We start from the raw sequence: 11,750 nt of genomic DNA, 5'->3' as shown, positions 1-11,750 counted from the left end.
TGATAGCTTTAGCAGAACCAACAACGAATGCCATTCTAAAACCAGTCATATTAAAGCTCTTAGAAAGAGAATGAATTTCCATACAAATATCTAAAGCACCAGGAATACTTAGTATACTAAGAGGTTCATGGTCACCATAAGTTAAGGCACTATATGCCATATCAGAAATAATAAATATACTATTTTTAGTACAAAAATCAATTAAATATTCATAAAATTCTTTAGTAGCAATTTGTCCAGTGGGATTATTTGGATAGTTTATATAGAGTAGTTTAGCTTTTTTTAGAATATTTTCTGGAATGTTTTCTAAGTTTGGATAAAAATTATTTTCTTTACAAAGAGGTAAATTATAAACTTCACCGCCTAAAAATTTAGTGTAAGTTCCCATTACAGGATATCCTGGAACTGTCATCAAACAAACATCACCAGGATTTATAAATCCAATTGGAATCATAGCCAACACAGGTTTAGAGCCGATGCCATGCATGACATTATTACATGTTAAATTATCTATATGGTATACATTTTTCATAAATCTACAAGCTGCTTCCTGAAATTCTAAAATACCATTATCTGAATAAAATCGATTCTCACTTTTATAGGATTCTTTGCATAAAACATCAACAACAGTAGAGTTAGCCATTTTATCTGGCTCACCAACACCCATATTAATAAGTTTTAAATGTGGATTTTTAAGTTTCGCTTCATTAGTTGCCTTCTTTATTTTTTCAAACTTATATAATTTTGTACTTGCATCAAAGAAAGATGATCCACCAAGTCTTTTTGATACTAAATTGTCTATAAAGTCCATTTTTAACCCTCCAAAAGTGTCAAGATACTTTATATTATTAAAATCAAGTGAAAAGTGGGACATTATAGAGAATTTTTATTATAGGAAAAACATATTTTATAAAATAGGATATGAAATTGAAATAATGCATTATAATAAATGAAGTAAGATACTTATTTCTGGGTTGACTTTTAGATTTAAGAAAGATACAATTAAAGCATAATCGGTCGATTGACCGATTAAAAGATTATAAACTAATTTGTATTGATTTAATTAAATAAATAATATTATAGAGGAGGCACTTTATGGGGACATATGCTCGAGAACCTATAAATGGATTTACACATTTAGGCGGGGCAATTCTTTCTTTTGTCGGTCTACTAGCCTTAGTGATTAAAACCACATTAACTAATCCATCAACTATATACCTAACTTCAGTAATTATATTTGGAGTTAGTTTAATATTACTATATGCTGCATCAGCTACATATCATCTAGTAATTGCATCAGACAAGGTAATTGCTTTTTTAAGAAGAATCGATCATTCTATGATTTTTATACTTATTGCAGGATCATATACTCCATTTTGCTTGATTACATTGAAGGGAACTAAAGGATGGATATTATTTAGTATAATAGTAACTATAGCAGTATGTGGTGTATTATTTAAAATGATTTGGTTTAAATGTCCTAGATGTATATCTACATGTATTTATGTAGGAATGGGTTGGATTGCCGTATTTATGATGAAACCACTTCATAATTCAATTGCATTTGGAGGGATGTTTTTATTAGTATTAGGTGGAGTTTTTTATACTATAGGAGCTATAATATATGGACTTAAGCCAAAAGCTCTTAAATTTAAAAGATTAGGATTCCATGAGATATTCCATATTTTCATTCTTCTAGGGAGTTTGTCTCACTTTATATCTGTATATGAGTACGTAATATAATTAAAATTAGATTTAAGAAGATAGATTAAAAAAAGATGTAGTAAATATACTACATCTTTTTATTTTTTTTTAATTGTTTGAATGATCCAATTAAATTTTTTATTAGATTAATAATATAATCAGTTGAATCAACTTTTAAAATTAATACAGTTACACTATATACTATTATACCTATAGCTACTGAAACAATTAAGGCTAAAAATTCGCTTATTAAAGATATTTTACCAAAGATAAACAATACAATGCTAGCCATTACAGCCGAAGCTATCAATGTTTTAAAAAGTGTTAATATAATACTTTTGCCATTGAATTTTCCAATTTTTTTTCTAAGACTATACATTAAGAAACATACAGCTAGTATTGCTGAAATACTTGATGCTAATGCAAGTCCTGAAACTTTCATATTTTTTATTAAAATTAAGCTGAAGAAAACATTAAATATAACGGATAGTATACTGTTTTTCATTGGAATTTTAGTATCTTGTAAGGAGTAAAACACTCTTACCATAACATCTCTCATTCCAGTTGCTACCATACCGACAGCATATAAAGATAAGACTTGAGCAGTAATCTTAGTTGCATTTTCATCAAATGCCCCTCTTTCAAAAAGTATCCTTATTATAGGTTCAGCTAATATAAATGCACCTACAGAAATCGGCATAGTTATTAAAATAACTAAATTTACTGATTTAGAAAATGTAACTTTTAGTTGTTTTAAGTTTTTATCAGATCCTAATTTAGAGAATAGAGGATATATTACTGATGTTATTGAAGCTACGAATAATCCTATAACAAAAATATCTAATTTGTATGCATAGTTTAATGAAGATATAGAACCCGTTGATATGGTAGACGCTAAGTTTTTATCTACTAAACTATTTATTTGGTTTGCTGAAGCACCTATTAAAATAGGAACTATAGCTATTGCCATTCTCTTTACATTTTTATCTGATAAATTAATATTTAGTTTATATTTAAATCCATTTTTATAACAAAATGGAATTAAAAATATCATCTGGAGAAAAAATGCAATTACAGTTCCATACGCTAGCATATTTACACCAAATTTTTTACTAAGTAAAACAGCTATTATTATGGAAATGTTATATGGTAAAGGCATAAGCCCTGTAATTAAAAAATAATCATATATTTCTAAATATGCTTTTAATACATATGTAACACAAACTAAACCAACTGAAAATAAAATAATTTTAGTTAATTGCATAGTAAGTTGGAGTCTTTCTCCCTCAAATCCCATTGCAAATAATTTAACTAGTGGCTCTGTAAAAAACCATCCAAATATGATTATTATTAATGAGATTATTAAGATAATATTTATGATATTACTAGTAAATTTTAAGGCTTTTGCCTTTCCTTCATTTGATTTTATATCTGTATAAATTGGCATATAAGTACTTTGAATAGCTACACAAAGTAATGACATAAATGCTACTGTTATAATATTCAAAGCCATTAAATATGAATCAGATATAACACCTGTTCCATATACATATGCAATAGTAAGATCCCTCAAAAAGCCAATAACCTTTGATATCATTGATGCTATAAACAATATAAAGGCCGATTTTGCTACTCTAGACATATAGTTACCTCTTTTCATGTTAAGTTGGATAAATATAATCAATATATTTAATTTATACATTATATTATAGCCTATAATGTTACGTTAGTTAGATTTTTATATTACAATTTTGATAAAAATATCTTAACATCTTTAATTTTGGCTAATAGTATCCAAAAATATCACATCTTTTAAACTTGTACATTATTCGTAAAAAATTACATTAAACTTTAAAGTTATGGGTATATATTAAATATAAAATTAATTCATTAAAAAATTTGATATAAATATAGATAAAAATAAAGATGACTAGCATAGACTATGGAGGTAATTGAAATGGGAAATTGTAATTCATGTCCATCAAAAGGAAGTTGTAGCAAACCAGCTACTTCTTGTGGAATTGAAAATAATCCAAATAATAAAATAAAAAATATAATTGGAGTAATGAGTGGAAAAGGTGGTGTTGGAAAATCAACAATAACATCTTTAATCGCAAAAAAACTAAATAAACAAGGATATAAGGTAGGTATATTAGATGCAGATATAACAGGACCAAGTATACCAAGACTTATGGGAGTTCACGATCAAAAAGCCTTATCTAGCAACGGAGTAGATATATATCCTGTAATAACTAAAGACAATATAAAAACTATGTCTATAAACTTTATGGTAGAAGATGAAAGTCAACCGGTAGTATTTAAAGGACCTATGTTAACTAGTACAGTTCAACAATTTTATAATAATGTAATGTGGGAAGAGTTAGACTATTTATTAATAGATATGCCTCCAGGAACAGGAGATGTAGCCCTTGCAGTTATGCAAAAATTACCAATAACAGGTATGATAATGGTGTCAGTTCCGCAAGATATGATATCAATGATAGTTGCAAAAGGTATTAATATGGCTAAAAAGCTTAATGTCAATATATTAGGTGTTGTTGAAAATATGAGTTATATTGAGTGTCCTGATTGTGGTAAAAAAATAAAATTATTTGATGCTGATGACACAAGTAAATTCTTAGATGAAATGAATTTACAACTTTTAGGTGAGTTACCTATGACTAGAGAAGTTATTGAAATAACACATAAAGGTGTAGATAATATTAGTGAAGAATTAGATGATATTTTAACTGGAATAGTTGAAAAAATAAAGTAAGTAATTATTTAAAAATAACACTTTGTTTAAAGTATAGTATCAAAAATAACATATAATTAAAGAGGGTTGAAATCAGCCCTCTTTAATTATATGTTAATACCATTTTTAACTTTCAGCTAAGTTTTATTAGTACTTTATATGAACACTAAAATATTTGTTTTGTGTATACTTGTATAGATTTAAATATGTTATAATTTACCTAATTATTAAGTTTGGGGGAGATAGTCATGAGAAAAAGTAAGTTTATAAATGGAACTATATTTATACTTAGCCTTATTTGTTTGATAATATCATATAAATTATTTTGGAACTTAGGTATCTACGTAGATGAGTTTAATACATCTCCTGATGTAGTATTAGGTGGAGACTTCTGGCTTTATATGAATTGGTTAAGGTTGGGTATCTCTGCTATGCTTTGTATTTTATCAGGTATAAACTTGTTTAGATATGAGAAAGAATACATAAGTTCATTTTCAACTTATACATGTTTATTAATAATATCTTTCTTATAAGTATAATTATATAAAATAATATTAATAGATAGTAGAATACATGAACCAGAAAGACGGGTTAGATATTTAGAAAATAATAGATGATAATATTGATTATAGATTAAACTATATAATTATTATAAATTACATATATTACGAACTTTAAATTCAATGGGGGGGATTTATATATTTAAGAAAAAACTAAAAGACATACTAAAGGTATTATTACAAAATCCTATTCTAATAATTGTATACTGGATTTTTTGTTATGAACTATCTTTATTATGCATGTATGGAAGAGTCAATAATACTATTTATATTTTACTAGGTTGTATATTATTTTTTATCTCTATAATTATATTTATTATTATTAAAAATATGAAAAACAAAGATTATAGGCCTAGAGAGTTAATTAAACTAAAATCATGGAGATATATTTCTATAATAATTATTATTTCAATAACATCTATATATGGAATGAAAATTTATGAAAGTGCAACAAATTATAGGGGAAAACTTTCATGGGTAATAGAAAGATTAAAAAATGAAAGATCAGTTGAATTTGAACATAATAATATATATAAATATGGTGTAGAAGGTATTTTTCAAGATATAAATAAAAAATATACTTTGCCAAATAAATTATATATGTCAAATGTATTTGAACTTGAATTTAATTCACATGGTACGATTACATCTTTATATACATTTGTTTATGGCAAAAATAATGATGGAGAAGATAAAGCGTATTTAATAACTTATGATAAAAGTAAATCACAAGATATTACATTACGATTAAATGGACAGGCAAATTTTGATTATAACGATGATAAATTGATAGATCCTTTGATTGAGACAGTAAATGCTATTCCTTTCGATAAAACAACTAGTAAGTTTAATGAAGATAAGTATGGATTGCTCTACTATGGAAAAAGAAATTGGGGATATAATACAGATGGTATAATTAATATAAGTGAAAAAGGTAAGGAATATTATTTTGGAGAGGTAAATATTGAAACAATTGGATATACCGTATCCATATTTATACCTGGAAAAGAGCAAGATATAATACCAGATAGATATAATTTGATATGTGATTCAAAATGGAGTCAATCATGTATGGAGCCAATAATTAGATATGAAGAACCTTCTATGAATAATCAGCAGGATATAATTGATGGAAAAGGACAATTTCATTTATCAGGAAAAATTGCTTATAAATTGGATGTTACAGATAAAGCATTAGGTAGCACTTTTTATTCACTTAGAAAAACTATTGATGGTGGGGTTAATTGGCAGGTTATAAATAAGAATCCATTCAATGGGGCTATTGGTAGCTTATCAGGGATGACATTCATGGATGAGCAGCTTGGGTTTATAGTAGCAAATAACCCTTCTTGTGATAGTGGAGATTTATACAGAACGGATAATGGGGGTATATCTTTTGAAAAGATAGATTATAGTCCATATGAAGTTAAGTTAAAAAATGGAGCATCTATAGTACCTTTTGATTGTCCAGGTATTCCTTATGAAAAGGGTGACATTATTTATATGTTAGTTGGACAGGGAACAGATGGAGATTACAATGGTAATAGTAAAGCACTTTATCAATCTAAAGATAAAGGTAAAACATGGGAATATGTAGAAGAAGTTAAAAAATAGATTTATTTCACCAGCTACGCTATCTCTATAATTATTCATACAGATATTTAAATTTCGATACTTTCATTTTTAAAAGAATTTATTATAATTTAATAGACCTACATTTTTCTCTTATGTATCTATGTAGTCTGTAGGTGTGAGATATATCAGTGTAAGTCTTTCATAGTAGTGATCTTTATAAAAAATAGCCTGCTGATTATATCATATGTAATTTGAAAATTACTTATAAAAACAAAAATAGGAGTTATAACATCTAGAATTTTAAATAATAGTATGCTATAACTCCTAAGATTTATCCTTGTGAAACTTGTTGTTTTACTATTGATACTTCACTATTTGTAGCAGGCTGAGCAGGTATGTAGTAACCTTTTTCTTTGGCTTTTTTAAATAAATTATATTGACGAACCTCGTCTTGATCTCTCATTTGTTGTATAGTTTGGCGAAGTTGTTCATTTTCTGTTTGAGCTATTATACCACCATATCCAGCTAAACTTGCATTTAACCCACTAAGGTAATCATTTATCATTTCTTTTTCTTGCATAGTTTTACCTCCTAATTTAAGAATGCCATTAATTTTTCTTTGCTAGCTTTTGCATCTTGAGCATCTTTTGTAAGCATTTGTTGTAGTTCAGGATCAGTACATTTTGAAGCATATTCATTTAATTTTTTTTCTATAGTGCAATGAGCGCCTATTAGATGACGTATGTTTTGTAACTCTAATTGATTTAATTGATGAAGCATTTTAGCACCTCCTTAATTGAATTCAGTAATAGTATTAAACAAAAAGCTTTTATTATTCAGAGAATATTATTTAATTTATTATTATATAATTATTGAAATAAGTTATAAATGTATAGATTATATTCACCTTTTCTACAAATAATATATTTAAATATTATAAAAAGGAGAAAAAACATGGATAAAAAAACAAAGTGTGAATGTAATAATCAATGGGCAGGTTCAAATATTTCTTGGACAAGTAAAACTGAGGTAAAAGAAAAAGATGAGAGAAATAATCAATGGACTTCTACACTTAAGAAAAGTCTAGATATGTATGAGGAAGAAGATATAAATAGCAAATAATTATAGATAATTATTAAAAACCACTTTTCTACTTAAAATAGTTGAGTGGTTTTTAATTTAACTATAGAAATTTTACTTATAGAAAAATTAAATAAATACTTACTATATATTGAAATAAACTATTAGAATGTATATTCATAATTTTGTACAATAGAGTAAGATAAAAGCAATAATAGGGGGATACTTATGAGAAATAAATTAATAAATTTGCTACTTTGTATAGCTATGGTGGCATCAATGTTAGTAGGATGTAATTCTGCTAAATCAGAATCATCAGAAGAAACAAAAAGTAAATCAAATGTAAAGGCTGAAAAAGTAGAAAAAAATAAAGTTTTTGTGACACCTGAATGGGTACAAAGTGTAATTGATGGAAATCAGCCAGAATCTGAAAATTACGTTATTTTAGAAGCTTCATGGGGGACATATAAAGATAGTCCAGATTATACAAAAGGGCATCTTCCAGGAGCTTTACATGTAGATATAGCAAGTGTAGAATCAGAACCATATTGGAACTTATCTGAGCCAGAGGTAGTTGAAAAGGGTATGTTAGACTTAGGTATAACAAAAGATAAAACTGTTATTTTATATGGGTCTGATGTTTCTGGAACTGCAAGAGTTGCATATGCATATCTTTGGGCAGGTGTTGAAAATGTAAAAATACTTAATGGTGGTCTTACTGCTTGGGAGAAGGCAGGATATGAGACAGAAACTAAAATAGAAGAAGCAACAGTTGCGAAAGATTTTGGTACAACTGTTCCAGCGCATCCAGAGTATTGGATGTCTATAGAAGATGTGGTAGATAAACTAGAAAATGATTCAAATTTCCGTTTAGTAAGTATCAGAAGTGAAGCAGAATTTAAAGGTGAAACAAGCGGATACAACTATATAGATAGAGCTGGAGAGCCTAAAGGTGCTGTTTGGGGACGTGGAGGAAGCGACCCATACAACATGGAAGACTATACAAATGAAGATGGTACATATATAACTGCTGAACAAATGGAAGAATTATGGAAAGATTTAGATTTTAGTAAAGAAAATGAACTTTCATTCTACTGTGGTACTGGATGGAGAGCTACTATTCCATGGTTAATTGCATATGAGGCAGGCTGGGAAGGTATGACTCTTTATGATGGTGGATGGTATCAATGGCAAATGAATGAAGACCTTCCTGTACAAGTTGGAGATCCAAATAGCGATGATGTTGTATATACTACAGTAGGAAAATTATCAAAAGATAAGGCTGCTAAATAAATTATATAATGTATAATAAATATAAGCACTGTATAAAATTGCAGTGCTTATTTCAATGATAGTGAATTTTTAGGACAAAGAGGTTGAGATTTACATGAAAAAAATGAATAAAGTATTTTATATAATAGCTACGATATTACAAGTATTATTACTAGTGGGAATATATGTTGTGAATTATTTTACACGAAAAAAAATGGGTATGTTGAGATATGTAATTTATAAAAATGGTATTTTTGAAGAAGCATATCCTATTCAACAATTACAATATATTAGTATATTAGTATTTATAATATTAATGATATTAACTCTAGTATTTTATATAAAAAAGAAGTCAAAATTAAATAGAAGTATACTTAATATGAATATTGTTATGGTTATTCTAACTTCCATTTATACAGGGTTTACTTTATTATATTCTACTGAAGATTTTAGGGCATTTTATTTTATGAGCTTGATGCTTGGCTTAGCTACATTTATTCAAATTATTAAAACATTTTTATCAGTATTTGTAGGTGAAATAAAAGTTAATGAATAAATAACTATAATTATCTAAAAAGGTTTAAAGCTAAATATACTTGGTATAATATGTAATATAAATTAAAATCGGAGGGATAAAAAATGTTAGAAGTAGGAGTGAAAGCACCAGATTTTAAACTGCAAGATAAAGATGGAAATGAAGTTAGTTTATCAGATTTTAAAAATAAAAAGGTAGTAGTATATTTCTATCCAAGAGATAATACACCAGGATGTACTAAACAAGCTTGTGCATTTAGAGATAATTATGAAGAATTCCAAAATAAAGATGTAGTAGTCATAGGAATAAGTAAAGATAGTGTAAAATCGCATAGTAACTTTGCACAAAAACATGAATTACCATTTATATTATTATCAGACCCAGAATTAGAAGCTATACAAGCATATGATGTATGGCAAGAAAAGAAATTATACGGAAAAGTAAGTATGGGTGTTGTTAGAACTACTTATATAATAGATGAAAATGGAATAATAGAGAAAGTATATAATAAAGCTAAAACTGATAAAAATGCAGGAGAAATACTTGAGTATTTAGGATAATAGAGATCTGGGAGAAGCCCAGGTCTTTTTTGTTATAAAATATAAATATTATATATTACAAATGAAATAAATTAATTAATAATAGAAATAATAAAATAAGTATCTATATAAAAAACAAAACTAAATTATAAAAAACGTTCCAAGGTGGTGACTGAAAAAGTGCCTAAAGAATCAAGACGAGGATTTGATGAAAATGATAAAAGATGGTTTTCTCAAAAAGAGTTATTAAGATTAACAAAAGCAAGGGAAGAAGTAGAATGGCTTATAAATAGAGAATATAAAATAGAACCTGTAGTAATTTTCGTATCAAATAGATATCAATTTTCAAATAGGCAAAGAGATTGTATAAAGAGAGTAGTATGCACTAATGAACAACAAGAAATAAGAAAAAACAAAAGGTTATCCATAGATAAATTAAGAGAAGGTACTATTTACATAGATGGTTTTAACTTAATAATAACCCTAGAAGTTGCGTTATCAAAAGGAACATTAATTATTGGTAGTGATGATAATATTAGGGATTTAGCAGGACTTAGGGGAACTTATAAAGTTATTGATAAAACAGAAGAAGCATTAAATTTAATATATATGTTTTTACAAGAGAATAACTGTAAATCAGTAATTTTTTATTTAGATTCACCAGTATCGAATTCAGGGAATTTAAAATATAAAATCTTAGAATGTGCAAAAAATACAAATATAGATACTTATGTGAAACTTGTAAACAATGCAGATGTTATTTTGGAAAAATTAGATAGAGTAGTAAGTAGTGATGCAGTAATAATTGACAAGTGTATAAGTTATTTTAACCTAAGTAAAATGATAATAGAAAAGTACATAAAAGATGCGAATATTATTGAGTTGAATTAAAAATTATATAAATATAAAAAGCTACTATTTACTAGTAGCTTTTCTTTGCGAAACTATGTTTAACATTCTAAATATTGCAGTTATAATAAGTACACCCATTGATATAGCACCACCAATGAATAATACATCAGCACCTTTGGCAACTGCATTAGCATAGTCATTTTGAACTAAATAAAGCATAGTTTTATACATTCCTAAACCAGGAACTAACAGTATAATTCCAGGTATTACAAAAACTGTTGCTGGCTGTTTTAATTTTCTAGCTAAGATTTCACTCATTAGAGAAACTAAAAGTGCAGCCATAAAATTTGCAACCATTTCATTACCTGTTATTGTAATGAAAAAGAAGTACACAGACCAACCTATTCCTCCTACAAATCCATTAGGGATAAGTGTAAATTTAGGTGCATTTAAAAAGACTGCAAAACCTATTGTTGCTATAAATGAATATATAAAATGCATGAATATGGACATATCAGTCATTATACTAATCCTCCTAACATAAACCAAATATCAAGAACTATACCAACGCCACAAGCTATACTTACAGCAGTGACAAGTGCATCAAATGCACGGGCTACACCAGACATTAAATCTCCAGAAATTAAGTCTCTAAGACCTTTTATAAAAGATACTCCTGGAAGTATTGGCATTATTGAACCGACTATTAGCATAGCAGGATTAGGTAGTATATTTAGTTGTGTTAATAAAACACCAACAATAGCAATGAATGTAGATGATATCAAACTGGCAAAAGCAGGAATACTGCTTAAACTTATTATTTTATTATATATTTTTACTCCTATTATTGAAGTTATAAAAGTTGCTATAAAAGTAGG

At 27.3% G+C, this 11,750-nt stretch carries 15 protein-coding genes; 9 read left to right on the top strand and 6 right to left on the bottom strand.

Translation table 11 applies throughout. From position 1 onward, the window contains the following. Positions 1 to 811 (bottom strand): aminotransferase class I/II-fold pyridoxal phosphate-dependent enzyme (locus J7G74_RS02715; protein WP_297131596.1); only part of this gene is annotated, 811 nt, incomplete at its 3' end. A 284-nt stretch (positions 812 to 1,095) separates the two neighbouring features. Between J7G74_RS02715 and trhA the strand changes: the two genes are divergently transcribed. Next, entirely contained in the window at positions 1,096 to 1,743 is a 648-nt protein-coding gene (gene trhA / locus J7G74_RS02710; RefSeq protein ID WP_297131593.1) for a PAQR family membrane homeostasis protein TrhA, read from the top strand. A gap of 49 nt (positions 1,744 to 1,792) precedes the next feature. Here the strand turns inward: trhA and murJ are convergent, their stop codons facing one another. Further along, a complete protein-coding gene (gene murJ / locus J7G74_RS02705) occupies positions 1,793 to 3,346 on the bottom strand; it encodes a murein biosynthesis integral membrane protein MurJ (RefSeq protein ID WP_297131591.1) in 1,554 nt (517 codons plus the stop codon). A 315-nt stretch (positions 3,347 to 3,661) separates the two neighbouring features. Between murJ and J7G74_RS02700 the strand changes: the two genes are divergently transcribed. The 3 genes from J7G74_RS02700 to J7G74_RS02690 all read left to right on the top strand — a co-directional run bounded on the left by J7G74_RS02700 (position 3,662) and on the right by J7G74_RS02690 (position 6,633). Next, a complete protein-coding gene (locus J7G74_RS02700) occupies positions 3,662 to 4,480 on the top strand; it encodes an Mrp/NBP35 family ATP-binding protein (RefSeq protein ID WP_297131588.1) in 819 nt (272 codons plus the stop codon). A gap of 227 nt (positions 4,481 to 4,707) precedes the next feature. After that, on the top strand, positions 4,708 to 4,992 hold the full coding sequence (locus J7G74_RS02695) for a hypothetical protein (RefSeq protein ID WP_297131585.1): 285 nt from the start codon (positions 4,708 to 4,710) through the stop codon (positions 4,990 to 4,992). 357 nt (positions 4,993 to 5,349) lie between these two features. Next, positions 5,350 to 6,633, top strand: coding sequence for a WD40/YVTN/BNR-like repeat-containing protein (locus J7G74_RS02690; protein WP_297131582.1), 1,284 nt, complete (start codon positions 5,350 to 5,352; stop codon positions 6,631 to 6,633). A 292-nt stretch (positions 6,634 to 6,925) separates the two neighbouring features. Here the strand turns inward: J7G74_RS02690 and J7G74_RS02685 are convergent, their stop codons facing one another. Together J7G74_RS02685 and J7G74_RS02680 are read right to left on the bottom strand one after the other, a co-directional pair. Next, a complete protein-coding gene (locus tag J7G74_RS02685; protein ID WP_297131579.1) occupies positions 6,926 to 7,174 on the bottom strand; it encodes a spore coat protein in 249 nt (82 codons plus the stop codon). Between the two features lie 11 nt (positions 7,175 to 7,185). After that, entirely contained in the window at positions 7,186 to 7,374 is a 189-nt protein-coding gene (locus J7G74_RS02680; protein ID WP_187295366.1) for a hypothetical protein, read from the bottom strand. Between the two features lie 174 nt (positions 7,375 to 7,548). Between J7G74_RS02680 and J7G74_RS02675 the strand changes: the two genes are divergently transcribed. The 5 genes from J7G74_RS02675 to J7G74_RS02655 all read left to right on the top strand — a co-directional run bounded on the left by J7G74_RS02675 (position 7,549) and on the right by J7G74_RS02655 (position 10,911). After that, positions 7,549 to 7,716, top strand: a complete 168-nt coding sequence (locus J7G74_RS02675) for a hypothetical protein (RefSeq protein ID WP_297131576.1) — start codon at positions 7,549 to 7,551, stop codon at positions 7,714 to 7,716. 186 nt (positions 7,717 to 7,902) lie between these two features. Continuing rightward, positions 7,903 to 8,967: a sulfurtransferase gene (locus tag J7G74_RS02670; protein ID WP_297131574.1), complete on the top strand. Its 1,065-nt coding sequence runs from the start codon at positions 7,903 to 7,905 to the stop codon at positions 8,965 to 8,967. A gap of 94 nt (positions 8,968 to 9,061) precedes the next feature. Then, positions 9,062 to 9,502, top strand: coding sequence for a hypothetical protein (locus tag J7G74_RS02665; protein ID WP_297131571.1), 441 nt, complete (start codon positions 9,062 to 9,064; stop codon positions 9,500 to 9,502). An 83-nt stretch (positions 9,503 to 9,585) separates the two neighbouring features. Continuing rightward, positions 9,586 to 10,041 carry a thioredoxin-dependent thiol peroxidase gene (bcp, locus tag J7G74_RS02660; protein ID WP_297131569.1) on the top strand — a complete coding sequence of 152 codons (456 nt, stop codon included), beginning with the start codon at positions 9,586 to 9,588 and terminating at the stop codon, positions 10,039 to 10,041. Positions 10,042 to 10,200: 159 nt separating this feature from the next. Beyond that, entirely contained in the window at positions 10,201 to 10,911 is a 711-nt protein-coding gene (locus tag J7G74_RS02655; RefSeq protein ID WP_297131567.1) for a DUF434 domain-containing protein, read from the top strand. 24 nt (positions 10,912 to 10,935) lie between these two features. Here J7G74_RS02655 and J7G74_RS02650 read toward each other — a convergent pair whose 3' ends face one another. After that, positions 10,936 to 11,394, bottom strand: coding sequence for a threonine/serine exporter family protein (locus J7G74_RS02650; RefSeq protein ID WP_297131564.1), 459 nt, complete (start codon positions 11,392 to 11,394; stop codon positions 10,936 to 10,938). Beyond that, positions 11,394 to 11,750 (bottom strand): threonine/serine exporter family protein (locus tag J7G74_RS02645; RefSeq protein WP_297131561.1); only part of this gene is annotated, 357 nt, incomplete at its 5' end. The genes J7G74_RS02650 and J7G74_RS02645, both read right to left, overlap by 1 nt.

The sequence above is a fragment of the Terrisporobacter sp. genome (assembly GCF_017888745.1).
GTDB lineage: Bacteria > Bacillota > Clostridia > Peptostreptococcales > Peptostreptococcaceae > Terrisporobacter.
The sequence above is the reverse complement of the archived record's forward strand: the minus strand, read 5'-3'. Positions and strand labels throughout refer to the sequence as shown.

Bases quoted from the DNA above. Each gene is read 5' to 3' on its own strand.
- trhA (WP_297131593.1), top strand. From the start codon at position 1,096: ATGGGGACATATGCTCGAGAACCTATAAATGGATTTACACATTTAGGC.
- murJ (WP_297131591.1), bottom strand. From the start codon at position 3,346: ATGTCTAGAGTAGCAAAATCGGCCTTTATATTGTTTATAGCATCAATG.
- J7G74_RS02700 (WP_297131588.1), top strand. From the start codon at position 3,662: ATGGGAAATTGTAATTCATGTCCATCAAAAGGAAGTTGTAGCAAACCA.
- J7G74_RS02695 (WP_297131585.1), top strand. From the start codon at position 4,708: ATGAGAAAAAGTAAGTTTATAAATGGAACTATATTTATACTTAGCCTT.
- J7G74_RS02690 (WP_297131582.1), top strand. From the start codon at position 5,350: ATGAAAAACAAAGATTATAGGCCTAGAGAGTTAATTAAACTAAAATCA.
- J7G74_RS02685 (WP_297131579.1), bottom strand. From the start codon at position 7,174: ATGCAAGAAAAAGAAATGATAAATGATTACCTTAGTGGGTTAAATGCA.
- J7G74_RS02680 (WP_187295366.1), bottom strand. From the start codon at position 7,374: ATGCTTCATCAATTAAATCAATTAGAGTTACAAAACATACGTCATCTA.
- J7G74_RS02675 (WP_297131576.1), top strand. From the start codon at position 7,549: ATGGATAAAAAAACAAAGTGTGAATGTAATAATCAATGGGCAGGTTCA.
- J7G74_RS02670 (WP_297131574.1), top strand. From the start codon at position 7,903: ATGAGAAATAAATTAATAAATTTGCTACTTTGTATAGCTATGGTGGCA.
- J7G74_RS02665 (WP_297131571.1), top strand. From the start codon at position 9,062: ATGAAAAAAATGAATAAAGTATTTTATATAATAGCTACGATATTACAA.
- bcp (WP_297131569.1), top strand. From the start codon at position 9,586: ATGTTAGAAGTAGGAGTGAAAGCACCAGATTTTAAACTGCAAGATAAA.
- J7G74_RS02650 (WP_297131564.1), bottom strand. From the start codon at position 11,394: ATGACTGATATGTCCATATTCATGCATTTTATATATTCATTTATAGCA.